This window comes from Pseudonocardia adelaidensis (assembly GCF_039543345.1).
GTDB lineage: Bacteria > Actinomycetota > Actinomycetes > Mycobacteriales > Pseudonocardiaceae > Pseudonocardia > Pseudonocardia adelaidensis.
Genome location: NZ_BAABJO010000007.1, coordinates 149,940 through 172,387 on the forward strand (window position 1 = coordinate 149,940; position 22,448 = coordinate 172,387).

19 protein-coding genes and 1 pseudogene are annotated in these 22,448 nt (G+C 71.9%); 12 read left to right on the plus strand and 8 right to left on the minus strand.

Going from position 1 to position 22,448, the window contains the following annotated elements; all coding sequences use genetic code 11:
* Positions 1-51: 51 nt before the first annotated feature.
* On the minus strand, positions 52-4,587 hold the full coding sequence (gene gltB / locus ABEA81_RS11315) for a glutamate synthase large subunit (RefSeq protein WP_345604911.1): 4,536 nt from the start codon (positions 4,585-4,587) through the stop codon (positions 52-54).
* 510 nt (positions 4,588-5,097) lie between these two features.
* On the opposite strand from gltB, the gene ABEA81_RS11320 reads away from it, so the two are divergent.
* Entirely contained in the window at positions 5,098-5,775 is a 678-nt protein-coding gene (locus ABEA81_RS11320) for a (2Fe-2S)-binding protein (RefSeq protein WP_345604913.1), read from the plus strand.
* Positions 5,776-5,895: 120 nt separating this feature from the next.
* On the opposite strand, the gene ABEA81_RS11325 is transcribed toward ABEA81_RS11320, so the two are convergent.
* The 3 genes from ABEA81_RS11325 to ABEA81_RS11335 form a co-directional block, all read right to left on the minus strand.
* Positions 5,896-6,477 carry an Asp23/Gls24 family envelope stress response protein gene (locus ABEA81_RS11325; RefSeq protein ID WP_345604914.1) on the minus strand — a complete coding sequence of 194 codons (582 nt, stop codon included), beginning with the start codon at positions 6,475-6,477 and terminating at the stop codon, positions 5,896-5,898.
* Complete coding sequence (locus ABEA81_RS11330) at positions 6,468-7,025, minus strand: RNA polymerase sigma factor (protein ID WP_345604915.1); 558 nt, start codon at positions 7,023-7,025, stop codon at positions 6,468-6,470. The genes ABEA81_RS11325 and ABEA81_RS11330 overlap by 10 nt, the downstream gene beginning before the upstream one ends.
* Positions 7,026-7,125: 100 nt before the next feature.
* Positions 7,126-7,470 (minus strand): ArsR/SmtB family transcription factor, encoded by a 345-nt coding sequence (locus ABEA81_RS11335; RefSeq protein ID WP_345604916.1) that lies wholly within the window; start codon positions 7,468-7,470, stop codon positions 7,126-7,128.
* A 72-nt stretch (positions 7,471-7,542) separates the two neighbouring features.
* On the opposite strand from ABEA81_RS11335, the gene ABEA81_RS11340 reads away from it, so the two are divergent.
* The 8 genes from ABEA81_RS11340 to ABEA81_RS11375 all read left to right on the plus strand — a co-directional run bounded on the left by ABEA81_RS11340 (position 7,543) and on the right by ABEA81_RS11375 (position 14,629).
* Entirely contained in the window at positions 7,543-8,019 is a 477-nt protein-coding gene (locus ABEA81_RS11340; RefSeq protein WP_345604917.1) for a hypothetical protein, read from the plus strand.
* A gap of 263 nt (positions 8,020-8,282) precedes the next feature.
* Positions 8,283-9,704, plus strand: a complete 1,422-nt coding sequence (tig, locus tag ABEA81_RS11345) for a trigger factor (RefSeq protein WP_345604918.1) — start codon at positions 8,283-8,285, stop codon at positions 9,702-9,704.
* A 168-nt stretch (positions 9,705-9,872) separates the two neighbouring features.
* Positions 9,873-10,481: a ClpP family protease gene (locus ABEA81_RS11350; protein WP_345604919.1), complete on the plus strand. Its 609-nt coding sequence runs from the start codon at positions 9,873-9,875 to the stop codon at positions 10,479-10,481.
* Positions 10,478-11,128 (plus strand): ATP-dependent Clp protease proteolytic subunit, encoded by a 651-nt coding sequence (locus ABEA81_RS11355; RefSeq protein ID WP_345604920.1) that lies wholly within the window; start codon positions 10,478-10,480, stop codon positions 11,126-11,128. The genes ABEA81_RS11350 and ABEA81_RS11355 overlap by 4 nt, the downstream gene beginning before the upstream one ends.
* 181 nt (positions 11,129-11,309) lie before the next feature.
* Positions 11,310-12,593 carry an ATP-dependent Clp protease ATP-binding subunit ClpX gene (clpX, locus tag ABEA81_RS11360; RefSeq protein ID WP_345604921.1) on the plus strand — a complete coding sequence of 428 codons (1,284 nt, stop codon included), beginning with the start codon at positions 11,310-11,312 and terminating at the stop codon, positions 12,591-12,593.
* A 172-nt stretch (positions 12,594-12,765) separates the two neighbouring features.
* On the plus strand, positions 12,766-14,157 hold the full coding sequence (locus ABEA81_RS11365) for an OFA family MFS transporter (protein ID WP_345604922.1): 1,392 nt from the start codon (positions 12,766-12,768) through the stop codon (positions 14,155-14,157).
* Positions 14,154-14,294, plus strand: a complete 141-nt coding sequence (locus tag ABEA81_RS11370; RefSeq protein WP_345604923.1) for an MFS transporter small subunit — start codon at positions 14,154-14,156, stop codon at positions 14,292-14,294. Before ABEA81_RS11365 ends, ABEA81_RS11370 begins: the two co-directional genes overlap by 4 nt.
* A gap of 20 nt (positions 14,295-14,314) precedes the next feature.
* Entirely contained in the window at positions 14,315-14,629 is a 315-nt protein-coding gene (locus tag ABEA81_RS11375) for a DUF6457 domain-containing protein (protein WP_345604924.1), read from the plus strand.
* Between the two features lie 97 nt (positions 14,630-14,726).
* Here ABEA81_RS11375 and ABEA81_RS11380 read toward each other — a convergent pair whose 3' ends face one another.
* Positions 14,727-15,149 carry a PPOX class F420-dependent oxidoreductase gene (locus tag ABEA81_RS11380; RefSeq protein WP_345604925.1) on the minus strand — a complete coding sequence of 141 codons (423 nt, stop codon included), beginning with the start codon at positions 15,147-15,149 and terminating at the stop codon, positions 14,727-14,729.
* Positions 15,150-15,224: 75 nt separating this feature from the next.
* Between ABEA81_RS11380 and ABEA81_RS11385 the strand changes: the two are divergent.
* Both ABEA81_RS11385 and ABEA81_RS11390 read left to right on the plus strand, forming a co-directional pair.
* Positions 15,225-15,584, plus strand: a pseudogene (locus ABEA81_RS11385) (PhoD-like phosphatase N-terminal domain-containing protein); the annotation flags it as partial.
* 152 nt (positions 15,585-15,736) lie between these two features.
* A complete protein-coding gene (locus ABEA81_RS11390) occupies positions 15,737-16,480 on the plus strand; it encodes a hypothetical protein (RefSeq protein WP_345604926.1) in 744 nt (247 codons plus the stop codon).
* A 68-nt stretch (positions 16,481-16,548) separates the two neighbouring features.
* On the opposite strand, the gene ABEA81_RS11395 is transcribed toward ABEA81_RS11390, so the two are convergent.
* Entirely contained in the window at positions 16,549-17,979 is a 1,431-nt protein-coding gene (locus ABEA81_RS11395; RefSeq protein WP_345604927.1) for an amino acid permease, read from the minus strand.
* Between the two features lie 88 nt (positions 17,980-18,067).
* Between ABEA81_RS11395 and ABEA81_RS11400 the strand changes: the two genes are divergently transcribed.
* Positions 18,068-20,713 carry a valine--tRNA ligase gene (locus tag ABEA81_RS11400; protein ID WP_345604928.1) on the plus strand — a complete coding sequence of 882 codons (2,646 nt, stop codon included), beginning with the start codon at positions 18,068-18,070 and terminating at the stop codon, positions 20,711-20,713.
* Positions 20,714-20,844: 131 nt separating this feature from the next.
* On the opposite strand, the gene ABEA81_RS11405 is transcribed toward ABEA81_RS11400, so the two are convergent.
* A complete protein-coding gene (locus ABEA81_RS11405) occupies positions 20,845-21,348 on the minus strand; it encodes a pyridoxamine 5'-phosphate oxidase family protein (RefSeq protein WP_345604929.1) in 504 nt (167 codons plus the stop codon).
* Positions 21,345-22,418, minus strand: a complete 1,074-nt coding sequence (locus ABEA81_RS11410) for a serine hydrolase domain-containing protein (RefSeq protein WP_345604930.1) — start codon at positions 22,416-22,418, stop codon at positions 21,345-21,347. Before ABEA81_RS11410 ends, ABEA81_RS11405 begins: the two co-directional genes overlap by 4 nt.
* Positions 22,419-22,448: the final 30 nt, after the last annotated feature.

Here is a 22,448-nt window from a genome sequence, read left to right on the forward strand (position 1 = left end):
GCGCGGCCTCCCCAAGAGGAATGGTTACTGCCGCCTCATCGATGTTCTCGCTCATCCGTGCGCCGCTTCCATGATCGCCTCGTCGATGTCGCGGCCGTCGCGCTCGGCCGCGGCGCGGGCCTGCAGCACCCGCTTGTAGTCCTTGGGCATGACCTTGCCGAACCGTTCGACGGCGTCGTCCCAGTCGGTCAGCAGGGCGCGCGCGACCGCAGATCCGGTCTCGGCGTGATGGCGTTCGACGGTGTCGCGCAGGAAGGCGCGGTCGTCGTCGTCGAGCGGGTCGATGTCCACCATCTCGCCGTTGACCCGGTGCCGGGGGAGGTCGAGGACGTACGCGACGCCACCCGACATGCCCGCCGCGAAGTTGCGCCCGATCGCTCCGAGCACCACCACGCGGCCGCCCGTCATGTACTCGCAGCCGTGGTCGCCCACGCCCTCGACGACGGCGAGCGCACCCGAGTTGCGCACGCAGAACCGCTCGCCGACGACGCCGCGGATGAACATCTCGCCCGACGTGGCGCCGTAGCCGATGACGTTGCCCGCGATGACGTTCTCCTCGGCCGCGAACGGGGCCGACGGGTCGGGGCGCAGCGTGAGCCGGCCGCCCGACAGGCCCTTGCCGAAGTAGTCGTTGCTGTCGCCGACCAGGCGCAGCGTGATCCCCCTGGGCACGAACGCGCCGAAGCTCTGGCCCGCCGAGCCGGAGAGCGTGACGTCGATCGTGTCGTCGGGAAGGCCCTCGCCGCCCCAGCGCCGGGTGAGCTCGTAGCCGAGCATCGTGCCGACCGTGCGGTTGACGTTGCGCACGGGCAGGTCGAGGCGCACCTTGTCGCCGGAGGACAGCGCGCCCTCGGACAGCTGGATGAGCGTGTTGTCGAGCGCCTTCTCCAGCCCGTGGTCCTGCGGCTTCGTCCGGTGCCGCGCGGTGCCGGGGGGCAGCTGCGGCATGTGGAAGATCGGCGAGAGGTCGAGCCCCTCGGTCTTCCAGTGCCGCACGGCGTCGTCGGTGTCGAGCACCTCGGCGTGCCCGACGGCCTCGGCGATCGAGCGGAAGCCGAGCTGCGCGAGGTACTCGCGCACCTCCTGCGCCACGAAGCGCATGAAGTTGACGACGTACTCCGGCCGCCCGTCGAACCGCTTGCGCAGCTCGGGGTTCTGCGTGGCGACGCCCACCGGACAGGTGTCGAGGTGGCAGACCCGCATCATGATGCAGCCCGACACCACCAGCGGCGCGGTGGCGAAGCCGAACTCCTCGGCCCCGAGCAGCGCCGCGATGACGACGTCCCGGCCCGTCTTGAGCTGCCCGTCGGTCTGCACGACGATCCGGTCGCGCAGGCCGTTGCGCAGCAGCGTCTGCTGGGTCTCGGCGAGGCCCAGCTCCCACGGCCCGCCCGCGTGCTTGATCGACGACAGCGGCGATGCGCCGGTGCCGCCGTCGTGGCCCGAGATGAGCACGACGTCGGAGTAGGCCTTCGCGACGCCCGCCGCGACCGTGCCGACGCCGACCTGGCTCACCAGCTTCACGTGGATGCGGGCGCGCGGGTTGGAGTTCTTGAGGTCGTGGATGAGCTGCTTGATGTCCTCGATCGAGTAGATGTCGTGGTGCGGAGGCGGCGAGATCAGCCCGACACCCGGCGTGGAGTAGCGGGTCTTCGCGATCCACGGGTAGACCTTCGCGCCGGGCAGCTGGCCGCCCTCACCCGGCTTGGCGCCCTGCGAGATCTTGATCTGCAGGTCGTCGGCGTTCACCAGGTACTCGCTCGTGACGCCGAACCGGCCGGACGCCACCTGCTTGATCGCGCTGCGCCGGGAGTCGCCGTTCGCGTCGAAGGTGTAGCGGTCGGCGTCCTCGCCGCCCTCGCCGGTGTTGGACTTGCCGCCGAGGCGGTTCATCGCGATGGCGAGGGTCTCGTGCATCTCCTTCGAGATCGACCCGTAGGAGATCGCGCCGGTGGCGAACCGCCTCACGATGTCCTCGACCGGCTCGACCTCCTCGATCGGCACCGGCGGCCGCGCACCCTCCTTGAAGCGGAAGAGGCCGCGCAGCGTCATCAGCCGCTGCGCCTGGTCGTCGACGGCCTCCGTGTACTGCTTGAAGATGTCGTAGCGGCCCTGGCGCGTGGAGTGCTGCAGCTTGAACACCGTCTGCGGGTTGAACAGGTGCAGCTCGCCCTCGCGACGCCACTGGTACTCGCCGCCCACCGCGAGCGTGCGGTGGTTGGGCCGGACGTCGTCGGCCGGGAACGCGCGGCGGTGCTGGATCAGCACCTCCTCCGCGAGCTCGTCGAACCCGACGCCGCCGAGGCGGGACGTGGTGCCGGCGAAGCAGGAGTCGATGACGTCGGGGCCGAGCCCGATCGCCTCGAAGATCTGCGCGCCGGTGTACGAGGCGACCGTGGAGACGCCGATCTTCGACATCGTCTTGCGGACGCCCTTGCCGAGCGCCTTCACCAGGTTGTTCGCGGCCTGCTCGGCCGTGACGCCGGGGATGTCGCCGCGCATGGCGAGGTCCTCGACGGTGGCCATCGCGAGGTACGGGTTCACGGCCGCGGCGCCGTAGCCCAGCAGCAGCGCGATGTGGTGCACCTCGCGCGCGTCGCCCGCCTCCACGATGAGGCCCACCCTGCTGCGCGTCTTCTCCCGCACCAGGTGGTGGTGCACGGCGCCGGTGAGCAGCAGCGACGGGATCGGGGCGAAGTCCTTCGTGACGCCGCGGTTGGACAGCACGATCAGCCGCGCACCGTCCTCGATGGCCTCGGAGACCTCGGTGCAGATCTCCTTGAGCCGCCGCGACAGCCCCAGCCCGCCTTCGGCGGCCTTGAACACGCCCTTGGCGGTGACGCAGGCGAACCCGGGCAGCTCGCCGTCGTCGTTGATGTGGATGATCTTGGCGAGGTCGTCGTTGCCGAGGACGGGGAACGGCACGACGATCGTCCGGCAGTTCGCCGGCGTGGCGTCCAGCAGGTTCTGCTCGGGGCCGAGCAGGCTCTGCAGCGACGTCACGAGCTCCTCGCGGATCGCGTCCAGCGGCGGGTTCGTGACCTGCGCGAACAGCTGGGTGAAGTAGTCGAACAGCTGCCGCGGGCGGGACGAGAACGGCGCGAGCGGCGCGTCGTTGCCCATCGAGCCGATCGGCTCGGCCCCGGTGACCGCCATCGGCTTGAGGAGGATGTTGAGCTCCTCCTCGGTGTAGCCGAACGACTGCTGCCGGTGCGTGATCGCGGCGTGGTCGTAGATCTCGCGCTCACGCGGCGGCAGCTCGTCCAGGTGGATCAGGCCGGCGTGCAGCCACTCGGCGTACGGGTGCTCGGCCGCGAGCGCGCCCTTGATCTCGGCGTCGTCGAGGATCCGGCCCGCCGCGGTGTCGACGAGGAACATGCGGCCCGGTTCGAGCCGGCCCTTGCGCACCACGGCCGACGGCTCGACGTCCAGCACGCCCACCTCGGACGCGAGCACGACCGTGCCGTCCTCGGTGATCCAGTAGCGCGCCGGGCGCAGGCCGTTGCGGTCGAGCACGGCGCCGATCTGGGTGCCGTCGGTGAACGCGACCAGCGCGGGCCCGTCCCACGGCTCCATCAGCGTGGAGTGGAACTCGTAGAAGGCCCGGCGCGCCGGGTCCATCTCGTCGTGGTTCTCCCACGCCTCCGGGATCATCATCAGCACGGCGTGCGGCAGGCTCCGCCCGCCCAGGTGCAGCAGCTCGAGCACCTCGTCGAACGTGGCGGAGTCGCTCGCGTCCGGGGTGACGATGGGGGACAGGCGCGCGAGGTCACCGGGGATGACGTCGGACTCGAGCAGCGCCTCGCGCGATGCCATCCAGTTGCGGTTGCCGCGCAGCGTGTTGATCTCGCCGTTGTGGGCCACGTACCGGTACGGGTGGGCGAGCGGCCACGCCGGGAAGGTGTTGGTGGAGAACCGCGAGTGCACCACGGCGACGGCGCTCGTGACGCGCTCGTCGGACAGGTCCGGGTAGAACGCCTCGACCTGCGGCTCGGCGAGCATGCCCTTGTAGACGATGGTGCGCGGCGACAGGCTCGGGAAGTACGCGCCCGTGGTGTGCTCCGCGCGCTTGCGCAGGCAGAACGTGCGGCGCTCCAGCTCGAGGCCGGTCTCGCCGGCCAGCCCGGCGACGAACAGCTGCCGGAAGCTCGGCATGGCGTCGCGGGCCATCGGGCCCAGGTCGGCGGCGTCCGGGTCGACCGGCAGCTCGCGCCACCCCAGCACCTGCAGCTCTTCCTCGGCGGCGAGCTTCTCGATCTCGGCCACGGCGGAGTCGGCGTCGGCGCGGTCGACGGGCAGGAACGCGGTGCCGACGGCGTAGGCGCCCTCTGCGGGCAGTGGGAACCCCACGACGGCCCGGAAGAACTCGTCGGGCACCTGGATCAGGATCCCCGCACCGTCCCCGGTGTTGACCTCCGCGCCCCGCGCGCCGCGATGCTCCATCCGCAACAGGGCCGTGAGCGCCTTGCGGACGATGCCGTGGTCGCGGCGACCGGCGAGATCGGCGACGAAGGCGACGCCACATGCGTCGTGCTCGAACTCCGGGTCGTAGAGCCCGGACGAGGTACCCGCTGAGATCGCAGCCAAGAGTGCCTCCAGTCAGTCGTCGTCTGTTGTCGGCTCGGTGCACCTCGACTCGAGCATCGGGACGACGGTGGGACGAGTGTGTGGTGGGGTCGACCTGCTGGGAAGGGGGCGGACCCCCGTTCCGTTCCGCCGGATCTGGTGTTCCCGGTCGCAACGCAGCACCGCGCGTCCGGACGTGGTGGGCCTCGGACACCGGTACGACGACCTCACGCCGTTGTGCGGCGTCGGGCCGGTTCCTGTGTCCAGCGCCTCCGGTGCTGGCCACAAGGCACGGTGCGAGCGCGCACGCGTCAGCGGGTGCGGTTTCGCCGGAACAATGTCGCACGTCGGAGCGGCGATTCGCCAGTTAGAGCAGCAGTGACGACAGTGACCGGCCTCGAACGCGCGAGATCGACCGCGCTCCCTGTAAAATGTACGGCCGGTTTCGTCGGTGTGACCGCGCAGCGCCGCCCAGACTACTCGGCCCGTGAGCGATCGTGCGCGCCCAGTGACCGGAGCACACTTCCGGGTGTGGACGCGCGCTCGCTGCTGGCCGACGTGGCTCGCATCGGCCCGTTCTTCGCGCTCGGCACCGGCCCGGCGGCGTCCACCGGGTGGCCGCTGGCCGACCCCGAACCGGTGCGGGACCGGATCGGCCACGTCGGAGGGGCGCTGGGGTGCGAGGAGCGGGTGGCAGCGTCGCTCGCGTTCCAGGGGTTCGCGGCCCGGCTGGTCTCCGCCCCGTACGCGGCTGCTGTGCTGCACGGGGCGATGCCCGAGCTGGGCCCCGCGACCGTCTTCTGGCACCGCACCGAGGACGGCGGCTGGGTGCCCCGCGTCGGCGAGCCGCCTCTCACCGCCGCCGACGCGCTCCCGGCGCTGCTCGACGACCTGTTGACGCCCCTCGTCACGGCGGTCCGGGCGCAGGTCCCGGTGGCCGAACGGCTGCTGTGGGGCAACGCGGCATCCACGGTGGCGGCCGCCAAGCGGCTGCTGGTGGTGCAGCGCCCCGCCGTGGCCGACCGGGCCGCGGCCACCGCGGAGGCGGTGCTGGCGCACGGTGCGTTCGCCGGGGCGGGGGAGCTGCTGCCCCCGCGCGACCCCGATCGGGTCTGGACGTTCCGGCGGCGCAGCTGCTGCCTCTACTACCGCGTGCCAGGGAGCGGAGGCCTCTGCGACGACTGCGTCCTGCCCGGCGGCAACGGCTGACCGGGCGCCCGCGCACCACGCGCCGGGTCGCGCTACCCGTCCGGGCTCACGCGACCCGCCGGCGGCGGGCGTCAGCGGAATCGGGGTGCCTGGGCCGGGAAGGGGTGCGCCCGGGCGCCGTCACGCCTCGTCGTCCCCGAACAGGTCGACCACGTCGATGTCCACCCGCCGCACCGGCAGCCCGAGCACCTGCTCGCCTGCGGCGATCACCAGCCGCCGCACCCGCGCGGTGACCGAGGCGAGGTCGACCCCGAACCGGGCGGTCACGGTGATGCGGACGTCCACGGCGTGCGGGTCGGCGCCGGGCACGCCCTGCTGGTCGATGCGGCAGCTGCGGGCGCGCAGGCCCCCCATCCCGTCGACCGCCCGGCGCAGCACCGCGGCCGCGGCTGCGGTGCTCACCCGGGCGGGCCCGTGCGGCGAGGGCAGCGCCAGCAGCTCGTGCGGTCGCAGCTCGGTGGCGACGGCGGACATCACCCGGTCCAGCACCGCGTCCGGCGGTTCGATCCGCTGCCCGGCCATCCGGTGCACCACCGCGTCGAGGCCCCGGGCGTCGGCGTGGGCAGCCCGGCAGTGCGGGCAGGCCCGCTCGTGCGCGTCGAGCGGGACGCCCTCGGCCGCCCGGTCCCACAGCAGGGCGGGATCCCGCCCGCAGGCGAGCGGCGCGACGGGGGCGTCGGCCGGTTCGGGGTTCAGCGCCACGGTCGCATCACCTCCGACAGCCGCACCCGCGCGCGGTGGATCCGCCCGCGCACCGCATCCTCGCTCGCCCCCGTGATCTGCGCGATCTCGGCGTAGCTCAGGCCCTCCAGCTCCCGCAGCACCCAGCAGACGCGCAGCTCGGCGCGCAGCGACCGCAGCTCCCGCCTCAGCGCGACCATGCCGGCGTCGACCTCGGCCGAGCGTTCCGGGGAGTCGGGTGCTGCCGAATCGGCGACCCGGTCGACCGGCAGCGGCGGGCGCCGGCGCAGCATGTCGAGGCAGCGGTTGGTCACCACCCGGTACATCCACGTCGAGAACGCCGACTCCCCCCGGAAGCGCCCGATGCGCCGCCACGCGTCGAGCAGCGCCTCCTGCAGGGCGTCCTCGGCCTCGGCGCGGTCGCCCATCACGCGCACGGCCAGCCGGTACAGCGCGGGTTGGTGCCGACGGGCGAGCACCTCGAACGCCCGCGCGTCGCCCTCCTGGGCCCGGACCACGAGCGTGGCCTCGTCGAGCTCAGCCCTGGGCGGCACCGGACCCGTCGGCACCGGTGCGTCCGCCCCCCGGCTCGCCGTCACCGCACCCCCGCCGACCACGACCTCGATCTGTCACTGGAGATCTGTCACTGGAGATCTGTCACCGGACACGCTAGCCCGGTTGCCGGACGGACGGCTGCCAGGACTGGACGGGGTCGAGGAGGCCGGGGAAGCGGGAGTCGAGGTCGGAGATGCGGACCTCGCTGCGCCGTTCGAGGCCGTACTGGCGCTGCCGGGTGACACCGGCCTCGCGCAGGATGCGGAAGTGGTGGGTGAGCGTCGACTTGGGGGAGGGGTCGATGCCGACCCAGCCGCACGGGCGGGCGGTGCCGGGTGCCTCCAGCAGGAGCTTGCGCACCACGCCCAGCCGCAGCGGCTCGTTGAGCGCGCCGAACACGTCCTCGAGGCGGATGTCGTCCGGTGCCGGCTCCGGCAGCGGGGGTGGGATGGCGTCCACGTCGTCCGCGCCGGTGCTCGCGCTCGCCCGGTTCCTCGCCGGGATCGCGGTGGGGCGACGGTGTCGGCGGGGATGGCCGCGGTCACCGACCTCGCAGGCACCGGGCTGGAGCGGCTGGCCGCGCTGGCGTTGTCCTCGGCGATGGTCCTCGGTGCCGGGACGGGCCCGTTGCTGGCCGGCGTGCTGTCCGAGGCCCTTCCCGGTCCCACGGTGACGATCTTCGTCGTCGAGATCGTCCTGCTGGCGTCCGCGCTGGTGGTGGTGGTCCGGATGCGGCTGCCCCCGGACCGCTCCGGCGCGGCCCGCGCGTGGGTCCGGGTGCCCGCGGTCCACCCCGCGGGTCGCGCCGCGGTGCTGCTCGGGATCGCCGTGTTCGCGCCCGGAATCACGGCGACCTCGTTCGTGCTGTCGTTGGGGCCCTCGGTGCTCGTCGAGCTGCTGGCGACGACGGACCGGACCGTCGCGGGCGCGGCGGCGTTCGTGATGTTCCTGGCCGCGGCCGGTGTCCAGTTCGCCGTCCACCGACCGGTTTCGCGGTGGTGCTGGTAGCCGCCGCACTCGCCGGCGCCGCGATCGTGGCGGCCAGGTCTCCGCGCCTCGCCGCGAGCCGGGCCGCGCGGGAGCGTCGACGTGGCTGGTTCGGCACCGTGGCCTCTTACCCGCCGCTTACCCGCCGCCCGCCCGGGAAGCGAGCGGCCGGACCCGTAGACTCGCGAGGACGACCCGTCGGACGCCCGCGGGTGTCCGTGGCCAGCGGACCCGTGTCGCTTGCGGTCCGCGCACATCCCAGTACAACGAGGAGTAGTCCCACCGTGAAGAGCACCGTCGAGCGGCTGAGCCCGACGCGAGTCCGCATCAACGTCGAGGTGCCCTTCGACGAGCTGAAGCCGGACTTCGACCGGGCCTACAAGAAGATCGCGCAGCAGGTCAGGGTGCCCGGCTTCCGCCCGGGCAAGGTTCCTGCCCGCATCATCGAGGCGCGCCTCGGGCGCGGCGTCGTGCTCGAGGAGGTCGTCAACGGGGCGGTCCCCGCCAAGTACAGCGAGGCGGTCACCACCGCCGAGGACGTCACCCCGATCGGGCGCCCCGACATCGAGGTCACCGAGATCGCCGACGGTGACAAGCTCACGTTCAAGGCCGAGGTCGACGTCCGCCCGCAGATCGACCTGCCCGACCTCGGCTCCCTCGCCGTGTCGGTCGACGACGTCGAGGTCACCGACGACGACGTCCAGGAGCAGCTGGACAACCTGCGCGCCCGCTTCGGCACCCTCACCGGCGTCGAACGCCCGGCGGCCAAGGACGACTTCGTCCTCATCGACCTGTCGGCCACCGTCGACGGCGAGCCCGTCGAGGACGCCACCACCACCGGTTTCTCGTACCAGGTGGGTCAGGGCGGCCTCATCGACGGCATCGACGAGGCCATCGAGGGCCTCTCCGCGGGTGAGGAGGCCACGTTCACCTCCAGGCTGGTTGCCGGCGAGTTCGCCGACAAGGACGCCGAGGTCACGGTCAAGGTCACGGCCGTGAAGGAGCGCGAGCTCCCCGCGGCCGACGACGAGTTCGCCCAGCTCGCGAGCGAGTTCGACACGCTCGACGAGCTCACCGCCGACCTGCGCGAGCGGCTCGGCCGCGTCCGGAAGATGGAGCAGGTCACGCAGGCCCGGGACAAGGTGCTCGACGCCATCGTCGACGCCACCGAGGTGCCGCTGCCGGAGAGCGTGGTGCAGGCCGAGGTCGACTCCGCCCTGCACGACGCCGTGCACCCCTTCGAGCACGACGAGGCGCGGTTCGAGGAGTTCCTCGTCGCGCAGGGGCAGACGCGCGAGCAGTTCGACACCGAGACCAAGGAGGCGGCGGAGAAGTCCGTGCGCACGCGGCTCGTGCTCGACGCGCTCGCCGACCGCGAGCAGACCACCGTGAGCGACCAGGAGCTCACGGAGCGCATCGTCTTCCAGGCGCAGCAGTACCAGATGCAGCCCGAGGAGTTCGTGCGGCGCATCCAGGAGGCCGGTCAGCTGGGCGCGGTCTACTCCGACGTGCGCCGCAGCAAGGCGCTCATCGCCGCCGTGCGCGCGGCCACCGTCACCGACGCGTCGGGCAGCGAGGTCGACATGTCCGAGCTCCTGGGCGACGACGAGCCGGAGGACGCGGCTGCCGAGGCGGGCGCCGAGGCCAGCGAGGCGGGCGACGACGCTCCGGCCGCCACCGAGGAGAAGGCGCCGGCCTCCTCCTGAGGCGCGGCACGCCCACAGCGAACAACCTGGCCAGACGCGGCGGATGAGAGGTTCGTCCGCGTAGGGTCGCAATCGATGGACACGCGAGCCGAACCAGCAGAAGGCAGGGGTGAAGTGAGGCCAGTGGAAATCGGCCCGCGTACGGCGGACCGACTCGTCGGACCGGCGATGCGGCGGGGTGGTGCTCCCACGTCGATGACGCTGTCCGACTCGGTGTACGAGCGGTTGCTGCAGCAGCGCATCATCGTGCTCGGCCAGCAGGTCGACTCCGAGATCTCCAACCGCATCGCGGCGCAGATGCTGCTGCTCGCGGCGGAGGACGCGGATGCCGACATCTCCCTGTACATCAACTCGCCGGGCGGCTCAGTGCCGGACGGCATGGCGATCTTCGACACGATGCAGTTCATCCCGTGCGACGTCGCCACCTACGGGATGGGCATGGCCGCCTCCATGGGCCAGTTCCTGCTCTCGGCGGGCACGCCCGGCAAGCGGTACGCGTTGCCGCACTGCCAGATCCTGATGCACCAGCCGTCGGCGGGCGTCGGCGGCACCGAGTCCGACATCTCCATCCAGGCGGAGCTGTTCAAGCGCCACAAGCGGGAGATGGCAGAGCTCATCGCCGAGCACACCGGGCAGACGGTCGAGCGGATCATCGCCGACTTCGACCGCGACCGGTGGTTCTCCGCGCAGGAGGCGCTCGAGTACGGCTTCGTCGACCACGTGATCTCCCGCGCCAGCCAGATTCCCGACGCGAACCAGAACGGGAGCGCCCGATGAGTCAGATGTGGATGCCGGGGGGCCGTGCTCCGGAGCCGGCGCAGTCCCGGTACGTGCTGCCGTCCTTCGTCGAGCGCACGAGCTACGGGGTCAAGGAGTCCAACCCGTACAACAAGCTCTTCGAGGAGCGCATCATCTTCCTCGGGGTGCAGATCGACGACGCGTCGGCCAACGACGTGATGGCGCAGCTGCTGTGCCTCGAGTCGGCCGACCCGGACCGCGAGATCAGCATGTACATCAACTCGCCGGGCGGGTCGTTCACGTCGCTGATGGCGATCTACGACACGATGCAGTTCATCCGCCCGGACATCCAGACGGTCTGCCTCGGGCAGGCCGCGTCCGCGGCGGCGGTGCTGCTCGCGGCCGGCACGCCGGGGCGCCGCCTCGCCGTGCAGAACGCACGCGTGCTGATCCACCAGCCCGCCACCGAGGGCTTCTACGGCCAGGTGTCGGACCTGGAGATCCAGGCCGCCGAGATCTCCCGCATGCGCAAGCTGCTGGAGACCACGCTGGCCCACCACACCCACCGCACCCCCGAGCAGGTGCACGAGGACATCGAGCGGGACCGGATCCTCACGGCCGAGGAGGCCAAGGAGTACGGGATCGTCGACGAGATCATCCAGAGCCGCAAGCTCTCCGCGGTCTGACAACTTCACGAGGCGCGCAGTCGGCGTCGGCTTTCTCCGCCGGCGCCGACCGTCCGCCGACCCGTCGCCGAATCTCCGGTGCGCGAAGCTCCCCGGGGACCGGGTCGGACGGGTACCGTCCAGAGAGCGCGCCTCCCGGACCCGCCGGGGCAGCGCAGAGAAGGATTTGGGGTCTGCACTCATGGCACGCATCGGCGACGGCGGTGACCTGCTCAAGTGCTCGTTCTGCGGGAAGAGCCAGAAGCAGGTCAAGAAACTGATCGCCGGTCCTGGGGTCTACATCTGCGACGAGTGCATCGATCTCTGCAACGAGATCATCGAGGAGGAGCTGGCCGAAGCGGGTGAGGTCAAGCTCGACGAGCTGCCCAAGCCGGCCGAGATCCACGAGTTCCTCGACCAGTACGTCGTCGGGCAGGCCCAGACGAAGCGCACGTTGTCGGTGGCGGTCTACAACCACTACAAGCGCATCCAGGCCGGCGAACGCCGCGGTGGCGGCGACAGTGGCGACGGTATCGAGATCGCCAAGTCCAACATCCTCATGCTCGGTCCCACCGGCTGCGGCAAGACCTACCTCGCGCAGACGCTGGCCAAGCTGCTCAACGTACCGTTCGCGATCGCCGACGCCACGGCGCTCACCGAGGCGGGATACGTGGGCGAGGACGTCGAGAACATCCTGCTCAAGCTGATCCAGGCCGCCGATTACGACGTCAAGCGGGCCGAGACCGGCATCATCTACATCGACGAGGTCGACAAGATCGCCCGCAAGTCGGAGAACCCGTCGATCACGCGCGACGTCTCCGGTGAGGGCGTGCAGCAGGCGCTGCTGAAGATCCTGGAGGGCACCACCGCGAGCGTGCCGCCGCAGGGCGGGCGCAAGCACCCCCACCAGGAGTTCATCCAGATCGACACCACCAACGTGCTGTTCATCGTGGCGGGCGCGTTCGCAGGCCTCGAGAAGATCATCGGCGACCGGGTGGGCAAGCGCGGTCTCGGCTTCGGCGCCGAGATCCGCTCGAAGCGGGACATCGATCCGGCCGAGAGCTTCACGGAGACCCTCCCGGAGGATCTCATCAAGTTCGGCCTGATCCCCGAGTTCATCGGCAGGCTGCCGATCGTCGCCTCGGTCACCTCGCTCGACAAGGAAGCCCTCGTCAAGATCCTCACCGAGCCGCGCAACGCACTGGTGAAGCAGTACCGCAAGCTGTTCGAGATGGACGGCGTGGAACTGGAGTTCACCGAGGACGCCCTCGAGGCGGTGGCCGACCAGGCCATCCTGCGCGGCACCGGCGCCCGCGGGCTCCGAGCGATCATGGAGGAGGTGCTGTTGCCCTGCATGTACGACATCCCGAGCCGCGACGACGTGGCGAAGGTCGTCGTCACCGGTCAGACGGTGCGCAGCAACGTCAACCCCACGATCGTGCCCCGCACCCCGGCTCGCCGGGAGCGCCGCGAACGGTCCGCCTGACCCACCGAGCAACTCCCGAAACGACGCCGGTCCGCGCCATGCGGGCCGGCGTCGTTGCGTTTCGTGCTGTTCGTCCGCCGTTCGTCGACCGGTCGGCGCAGGAAGTTGCACGCGCATCTACCGTGATCTACGGTCACGCGATCCTGTTCTGCGAGGTGGCGAGGGAGCTGTCATGGCCGTCGGTTTCCTGCAACGCGAGCGCATCGTCGCGCCGCCCGGCTGGAGCAGGTGGCTGATCCCACCCGCTGCGCTGTCCATCCACCTCGCGATCGGGCAGGCGTACGCCTGGAGCGTGTTCAAGAACCCCCTCGCGGCCACGATGCTCGAGGGCAACCCGGCCGCGGGCACCCTGACCGCGCTCCCGTTCACCCTGGGCATCGTGATGCTGGGGGTGTCGGCCGCCGTGTTCGGCACGGCGGTGGATCGCAACGGGCCGCGCTGGGCGATGTTCATCGCCACCGTCTGCTTCTCGGTCGGCTTCCTCGTCTCGGCCTTCGGCGTCTGGATCGGCCAGTACTGGCTGGTCATCGTCGGGTACGGCCTGATCGGCGGGATCGGGCTCGGCATCGGCTACATCTCGCCGGTGTCCACATTGATCAAGTGGTTCCCGGACCGGCCGGGGATGGCCACCGGCCTTGCGATCATGGGCTTCGGTGGCGGTGCGCTGATCGCGTCCCCCTGGTCGGCGTCGATGCTGTCCGCCTTCGGGGCCACCGGCGACAACGCCCGGGCGAGCGGCATCGCGCTGGCCTTCCTCGTCCACGGGATCGTCTACGCGGTGTTCATGTCGGTGGGCTGGATCCTCGTGCGGGTGCCCCCGGACGGCTGGGCGCCCGCGGGCTGGCACCCGGCCGCCGCCAAGACCGGCACACTCATCACCACGGCGAACGTGTCGGCGAAGAACGCGATCCGCACCCCGCAGTTCTGGCTGCTGTGGATCGTGCTGACCTTCAACGTCACGGCAGGCATCGGCATCCTCGAGCGCGCCTCGCCGATCTTCCAGGACTACTTCCCCGACGCGGGCACGCAGGTGGCCGCGGCGGCGGCGGGCTTCGTCGCGATCCTGTCGCTCGCGAACATGCTCGGCCGGTTCATCTGGTCCTCGACCTCCGACTACATCGGGCGCAAGAACATCTACCGCGTCTACCTCGGCGTCGGGGCCCTGCTGTACCTGCTCATCACGCTGATGGGCAACGCGAACCAGGTGCTGTTCCTCATCGCGTCGATGCTGATCCTGTCCTTCTACGGCGGCGGCTTCGCGACGGTGCCCGCGTACCTGCGTGACCTCTTCGGCACCTACCAGGTGGGCGCGATCCACGGCCGGCTGCTCACCGCGTGGTCCACGGCCGGAGTGCTCGGGCCGATCATCGTGAACGCCATCGCCGACGCGCAGCAGGCGACCGGTCACAAGGGCCCGGCCGTCTACACACCGGCGTTCTCGATCATGATCGGGCTGCTGGTGATCGGCTTCATCTGCAACGAGCTCATCCGGCCGGTGAACGAGCGCTACCACGAGCCGGTCGGGGAGCAGGCCATCGGAACGACGGGAGCGAAGGCGGCATGAGCACGCAGCCCGACACCACCGGGGCCCGTACCGGCCCGCCGCCCGTCGCGTGGCTGGCCTGGGCCTGGGTCGTGATCCCCTTCCTGTACGGCCTCTACCAGCTGGTGATCAAGATCCCCGCGCTGTTCGGCGGGTGAGCCCGGGTTAGGGTCGCGGGGTGGCTGACAGCAGCGATGCACGCGCCTTGTCCGAGTGGGTCACCGCCGTGGTGCGGGAGCTGGGGATCGAGGGTGCGCTCGACCGCGAGGGCGTCGTCGACATGGTCCTGGACCTGACCTCCGACGTGGCCCACGGCGTCTCCCGCCCAGGGGCGCCGGTCACCGCCTTCCTCGTCGGCGTGGCGGCCGGTCGCGCCGACGACCCGGCCGTCGCCGCGCGCGACTACGCACGGAAGATCAGTGCGCTCGCCGACGGCTGGGCCGCCGATGCCGAGCGGGGCACCGCGGCGAACGACCAGTCCCGGCGCGCCTGACCACGACCCGCGTGCACCCGGACCCCGACTCGTGGGAGCCGGGATGCTGCCCCCGCCGGTCGCGTTATGAGTGCGCGCGGGTCGCGGTGCGGAGGCGTCAGCCGGTCACGTCGAGGTCGGCCACGATGCGCGTCGGTCGCAGGCGCACCACCAGCTCACCCGGCACGCCGTTGCGCCTCCCGAACTCCTCCGCCTGGTCGGCGCCCATGTAGCGACCGCCGATCGCGGTGGCGGTCCGCACCAGCTCGTCCGGGTCGTCGGAGACCGTGGCGGTGCCCTGCACCTGCACGAACGCGTACGGCGGTTCGGCGACGTCGACGCAGAGCGCCACCCGCGGGTCGCGGGCGATCGCCCGCGCCTTGGGCGTGGTGGCCCCGGTGGTGAAGACGAGCTCGTCGCCGTCGAGGACGAACCAGACCGGTGCCACCAGCGGGCGGCCGTCCTTGGCGACGTAGCCCAGCTTGCCGGTGCGCGTACCGGTGGAGAGGAAGGCCCGGATCTCGGGCGTCAGCTCGGACACGGTCGCACTGTAGGGCCACGGCGCCGTTCATCAGGGGACCGCATTGCGTCCACCCGGGTGGACTACACCACGGGCATGCGCTCCCTTCGGATCGACCGCCGCACCCTGCTCCGCGCCGCCGCCGCCGTCGGCGCGCTCGCCGCCCCGGGACTCCTCCGGTCGGACCGGCCAGTGCTCACCCACGGCGTCCGGTCCGGGGACGTGGTCCGCGGGTCCGGGCTCGTGTGGGCGCGGGCGGACCGCCCCTCCCGGGTGATCGTGGAGGTGTCGGACGACCCCGGCTTCGAGCACGTCCGGCGCGTCGAGGGCCCGGTCCTCACCCCGGACACCGACTTCACCGGAAAGGCGCGGGTGCTCGGGCGCGAACGCACGGTGCACCACCGCGTCACGGCCGAGGACCTCGACGGCCGGGTCGCGAGCGAGCCGGTCACCGGGATGCTCCGCACGCCGCCCGCGGCGAGGTCGAGGTCGCCCCGGACGGCACGCTGCGCGGGCAGGACGGCGAGGAGCTCTGGTCGACGGCGCCGGAGGCCTGAGCGAGCGCGTGACCATGGCGGACGGCGGTGCCCACGGGGGAGGATCGGGGCATGCGGACCGTGGTCGGGATGGCGCGGTGGGCCGGCTCCCGGGTCGGGCGCGCGGCGCGGCGTCGTCCGCCTCCTGAACCGGTGGCGCGGGTGCGGCCGCTGGCCGGCGGCCGGCACCCGTTGCTCTCCGACCGCCTCGGCGAGCAACGGCGTGGCGGCGTGCGGCTCGACCAGGTCGACGGCACCACGTGCGGCAGCGCGGTGCTCGTCGCGCTCGCGGCGTGGGCCGACCCGGCGGAGACGGCGCGTCTCGACGGTGCCGAGCCGGCCACCGCGGCCACCGGGTCGGGGGCGGCCGTCGGGGCGCGGGCGGGCGTCGCGATCGGGTTCGGCGCGCGCTACGACGCCCGGCAGCGGGAGGTGCACCGGCAGTCCACGCGGTTCTGGCCCCGGGCGCTGGGCACGACGCCGTGGGGGATGGCCCGCTGGCTGCGCCGGTACGCGCCCGCCGCGGGTCCTTACCACGTGCGGCTGGTCGACGACCGGTCCGCCGCCGACCTCGACGACGCGCTGGCGCAGGTGCGCGCGGCGCTCGCCGCGGGCAGGCCGGTGCCGCTACTGGTGGGGGCGCTGGTGCCGCGGCACTACGTGCTGGCCCTCGGCGTGCAGGGCGACGGCCGGTGGCGGGTGTACGAGCCGGCGAGCGGTGAGGTCCGCGCGCTGGACGTGCGGCTGGTGCGGGAGCGCAGGCTCGCGCCCGTGCTGGGCTTCGACCGGCTGCAGGCAGTGCTGTTGCCCAGCTAGGAGCGTTGCCCGGGCGGGCTGTTGCCTGATCGGCGCGAAAGACATCTGGTCGTCGCTGTGCGGCCCGGCTAGTTGAGGAGCGAGTGCCGCCTGCCGTACGCCAGGTAGATCACCAGGCCGATGACCAGCCAGACCGCGAACCGCACCCAGCTGAGCAGGTCGAGGTTCAGCATCAGGTAGAAGCAGGCCAGCGCGGCGAGCACGGGTACGACCGGCGACAGCGGCACCCGGAACGGGCGCTCGAGCTCCGGCCGGGTGCGGCGCAGCACGGGCACCGCGACCGCGACGATGATCATCGCGCTCAGCGCCCCGATGGAGACCATGTCCGCCAGCTCGGAGATCGGGGTGGTGGCCGCGATGACGGCGATCACGACGGCGCCGATGATCGTCATCCGGTGCGGCGTGCCGAACCGGGGGTGGGCCGTGCCGATCGGTGCCGGCAGGAGCCCGTCGCGGCCCATCGCGAAGCCGATCCGGCCGATCGTGACCAGCTCGACCATCATCACCGAGGTCAGCCCCGTGACTGCGCCCAGCGAGATCAGCGCTCCGACCCAGGGGAGGCCGACCGCGTTGAACGCGCCCGCGAGCGGGGCGCCGGGGTCGATCTGGTCGTAGGGCACCATCGCCGTCAGCACGAACGAGACCAGGATGTAGAGCACCGCGCACACGCTCAGGGCGCCGAGCAGGCCGATCGTCATGTCGCGTTCCGGGCGCCGGGTCTCCTCGCCCAGGTTGGCCAGCGCCTCGAAGCCGGTGTAGGCGAAGAACACCACCGCGGCCGCGGTGAGCATCCCGCCGATGCCGTACGCCGTGGCCGGCAGCCCGAACACGCCCTCCACGACCGGCTGCTCGAGCACCGAGCCGCCCTCGGGCACGGGCGTCGCGGGCGGGACGAACGGGGTGAGGTTCGCGGCGTCGATGAAGAACACCCCGACCGCGATGATCAGCACGCACACCGCGAGCTTGATCAGCACCAGCACGTTGGTGAGCCGGGAGGACTCGCGGATGCCGATCACGGCCACCACCGTGAGCACGCCGATGATCATGACGGCCCCGATGTTGACCGGCGCCGTCTCGCCGAACAGCACCTGCGGCAGCCCGAACAGGTTCGCCAGGTAGCTCGACCAGCTCCGGGAGACCACGGCCAGCCCGAGCCCGAACTCCAGTAGCAGGTCCCAGCCGATGATCCAGGCGAACAGCTCGCCGAGCGTGGCGAAGGCGTACGTGTAGGCGGAGCCCGCCGTCGGCACCGACGACGCCAGCTCGGCGTAGCAGAGCGCGGCCAGTGCGGCGACGACCGCGCCGATGATGAACGACAGCGTGACCGCGGGCCCCGCGTGGTCCTTGGCCTCGACCCCGGCCAGGGTGAAGATGCCGGTCCCGATGATGATGCCGACGCCGAACCCGACGAGGTCGCGCCCGCGGAGCATCCGCTTGAGGTGCTCGCTCCTGCCCCGCTCCAGGACGTGTTCGACCGGGATCGTCCGCATGACCGACATTCGCAGCACGCTAGCGCGACCACCCGGTTCCCGCTCGGGCTCGCGACCCGTCACGGGCGCACCGTCGGTCGCTCGTAGAATTCATCAGGTGACCGACACCCTCCCACCACGCACCGCCGACCTGCCCGCCCAGTGGAACCCGGGCGAGGTAGAGGGCGTGCTCTACGAGCGGTGGGTGGAGCGCGGGTACTTCGAGGCCGACAACACGTCGGACCGGCCGCCGTTCTGCATCGTCATCCCGCCGCCGAACGTCACGGGCAGCCTGCACCTCGGCCACGCGATGGACCACACGCTCATCGACATCCTCACCCGGCGCCGCCGGATGCAGGGCTACGACGCGCTGTGGCTGCCCGGCATGGACCACGCGGGCATCGCCACCCAGAACGTCGTCGAGCGCAGGCTCGCCAGCGAGGGGCGCAGCCGCCACGACCTGGGCCGGGAGGCGTTCGTCGACGAGGTCTGGTCGTGGAAGGCCGAGTCCGGCGGGGCGATCCTCGGCCAGATGCGCCGCCTCGGCGACGGCGTCGACTGGACCCGCGAGCGGTTCACCCTCGACGAGGGGCTCTCGCGCGCCGTCCAGACGGTGTTCAAGCGGCTCTTCGACGACGATCTCATCTACCGCGCCGAGCGGATCATCAACTGGTGCCCGCGGTGCCACACCGCGCTGTCGGACATCGAGGTCGACCACCACGAGGACGAGGGCGAGCTCGTCTCCATCCGCTATGGGGACGGCGAGGACTCCGTCGTCGTGGCCACCACCCGCGTCGAGACGATGCTCGGCGACACCGGTGTGGCCGTGCACCCCGACGACGAGCGCTACGCCCACCTCGTCGGCCGCGAGATCGAGCTGCCGATCGTCGGCCGGAAGATCCCGGTGGTGGCCGACGAGCACGTCGACCCGGCGTTCGGCACCGGCGCCGTGAAGGTCACGCCCGCGCACGACCCCAACGACTTCGAGATCGGCCGCCGCCACGACCTGCCGATGCCCTCGATCATGAACGAGGCCGCGGTGATCAGCGGCTCGGGCACCCGGTTCGACGGGATGGACCGGTTCGCCGCCCGCGAGGCCGTCCGCGAGGAGCTGCGCGCGCAGGGCCGGATCGTCGCGGAGAAGCGCCCGTACGTGCACGCGGTCGGGCACTGCAGCCGGTGCGACACCGTGGTGGAGCCCCGGCTGTCGCTGCAGTGGTTCGTCCGGGTCGAGCCACTGGCGAAGGCCGCGGGCGACGCGGTCCGCGACGGGCGCACCACGATCCACCCGAAGGAGCTGGAGAAGCGCTTCTTCGACTGGGTCGACAACATGCACGACTGGACGATCAGCCGGCAGCTGTGGTGGGGCCACCGCATCCCGGTCTGGTACTCACCCGAAGGCGAGGTCATCTGCGTCGGGCCGGACGAGCAGCCGCCCACCGGCGAGGGCTGGCGCCAGGACGAGGACGTCCTCGACACCTGGTTCTCCTCGGGCCTGTGGCCGATCTCCACGCTCGGCTGGCCGGACTCCACACCCGACCTCGCGCGCTACTACCCGACGTCCGTGCTGGTCACCGGCTACGACATCCTGTTCTTCTGGGTCGTCCGGATGATGATGTTCGGGCTGTACGCGATGGACGGGAAGCCGCCGTTCGAGCACGTGTTCCTGCACGGGCTGATCCGCGACCAGCACGGCAAGAAGATGTCGAAGTCCAAGGGCAACACGATCGACCCGCTGGACCTCATCGACCGCTACGGCGCCGACGCCCTGCGCTTCACGATCGCCCGCGGCTCCAACCCGGGCGCCGACATGGCGCTGTCGGAGGAGTGGGTCGCGGGCTCGCGCAACTTCGGCACCAAGCTGTGGAACGCCACCCGGCTCGCGCTGACCAACGGCGCCTCGCCCGACCTCCCGCTTCCCGCGGAGGCCGACCGCACCGACGCCGACCGCTGGATCCTCGGCAGGCTCGCCGAGGTGGTGGAGCAGACCGACGCGCTGCTGGAGGACTTCCAGTTCGCCAAGGCCACCGAGGGGCTCTACCACTTCACGTGGGACGAGCTGTGCGACTGGTACCTCGAGCTCGCCAAGGTGCAGCTGCGCGACGAGGCCACGGCCGACGGCACCCGTGCCGTGCTCGGCCACGTGCTGGACGCCCTGCTGCGGCTGCTGCACCCGATCAGCCCGTTCGTCACCGAGGCGCTCTGGACGGCGCTGACCGGCCGCGAGTCGGTGGTGGTCGCGCCGTGGCCGACGAACGTGGGCGTGCCGACCGACGCGGCCGCGAACGGCCGGCTGGCCGACGTGCAGAAGCTGGTCACCGAGGTGCGCCGGTTCCGCACCGAGCAGGGCCTGCCCGACAGCCGCCGCGTCGCGGCCAGGGTCGAGGGCCTGGCCGCCGCGGGGCTCGGCGAGCCCGGTCCGGGCGGCGCCGCCGCTGCGCTGCGGTCACTTGCCCGCCTGGACGACGCGGGCGACGGCTTCGCCCCCACCGCCACCCTGGACGTCCTGCTGTCCGGCGGCAAGGTCCACGTCGAGATCGACACCTCGGGCGCCATCGACGTGGCCGCCGAGCGCGCCCGCCTGGGCCGCGACCTCGCCGCCGCCCGGAAGGAGCTCGACCAGGCGGAGAAGAAGCTGGCCAACCCGAAGTTCCTGGAGAAGGCCCCGGCCGACGTCGTCGAGGGCATCCGCACCCGCCGCGAGGCCGCGGTGGCCGAGATCGAGCGGGTGACGGCACGGCTGGCGGCCCTCCCGGAGGCCTAGGCCGATCCGTCGGTGGACTTCGCACACCCAGCACCGACTTCGCACAAGGCCGGCCCTGTGTGAAGTCCCCACTGGGTGTGCGAAGTGGCCGCCAGGCCGCCTCCGGTGGCGCCGCGCGCGCCTATGACCGGTCAGAACCGGTGGCGGGTGTGGGAGAACGTGCCCTTGCCGAAGGAGAGGACCTTCGTGGGCGCCACGGCGTACACCAGCGCCGCGCCGCCGTCCTCGTGGTGGAACGCCCCGTCGCGCGCCTGGAACTGCCAGCGGCCGTCCCACTTCGTGCGCCAGGCGTCGGCGAGCCGCTTCAGCGTGCCGTCGTCCGTGACCTGGACGGCGTCGCCCTCGACCACCACGTCGAGCCCGTGGTCCCACGTGTTGCTGCCGGTCGTGAGGACCACGTGCGGGTTGGTGCGGAGGTTCAGGGCCTTCTGCTCGGAGTCACCGGTGCAGAAGTGGACGGCGCCGTCCAGCCAGACCGCGACGAGCGGGGTGACGTGGGGTCGCCCGTCCGCCCGGACCGTGGTGACCCAGAACAGCTCCGCGGTCTCGAGGACCCGCACGGCGTCGTCCCACGGGGTGGGCGTGGCGGCCGGGTCGCTGAACCGGCCGTCGAGCGATGTCGTCGGTGCAGTCATCGATCTTCCTCTCCTGCGAGTTCTTCGGTGATCAGCTCGTCGATCCGGGCCGCCGTGGTGAGATCGCCGAAGCGGTTGCGCATCACCGCGACGGCGACGCCCGAGTCGATGTCGGCGAAGGCGGCGGAGCCGTTCGACCCGACCATGCCGAACGTCGAGCCGGGCCGGCCGCGGCCGGTCGGGCGGAAGTGGCTGTAGCCGAACGCCCAGGACGTCGGGAAACCCATGACCTCGTCCATCCCCGTGAACGCGATCGTGGCCATCTCCGTCCGGCGGGCGGGCGACACGAGGTGCTCCAGGAGCGCGGAGTAGATGCGCGCGACACCGCGGGCGCTCATGGTGCCTTCGGCGGGGACGTCGCTGGTGAGCAGGTCGGGGCGATTGGCGTAGTCGGCGTGCGGGACGACGCCGGGCGGCATCGCCCGGTCGAGCGGTGAGCCGGGCTCGGGCCGCGCCGGGCTCGAACCGACCTGCCGGGCGACCCGCGGCAGCAGGGGCCGGGGGACGCCGAAGTGGACCTCGTCGGCGACGCCGAGCGGGCCCGTGACGTGGGTGCGCAGCAGGGTCGAGATCGGGTCGCCGGTCGCCCGGCGCAGGGTCTCGCCGACGAGGAACCCGAACGTCTTCGCGTGGTAGCCGAACCGGGTTCCGGGCTCCCACCACGGCGTCGCGTCGGCGACGACCGCGCACATGCGGTCCCAGTCGCACAGGTCGGCGGCGCTCGTGCCGGGCGGGAGACCCGGCACGCCCGCGGTGTGCATCAGCACGTGACGCAGGGTCACGTGGTCCTTGCCGTGTGCCCCGAACTCCGGCCACACGTCGACGAGGCGCATGTCGTTGGTGAGCACACCCCGGTCGATGAGGACGTGCGCCACCGTCGATGCCACGCCCTTCGCGGTGGAGCCGGCCCAGAACAGGGTGTCCGGCTCGACCGGCGCCGCGGTGCGCGGGTCGGCCACCCCGCGTACGGCGTCGACGACGGTGCGGCCGTGCCGGATGACGGCGACCTGCAGCCCGACCTCCGCCCCCGAGCCGACCAGTTCGTCGAGCAGCGCATCGACCGCCGACACAAGTCGCTTCTCGCCCACACACCTATGACT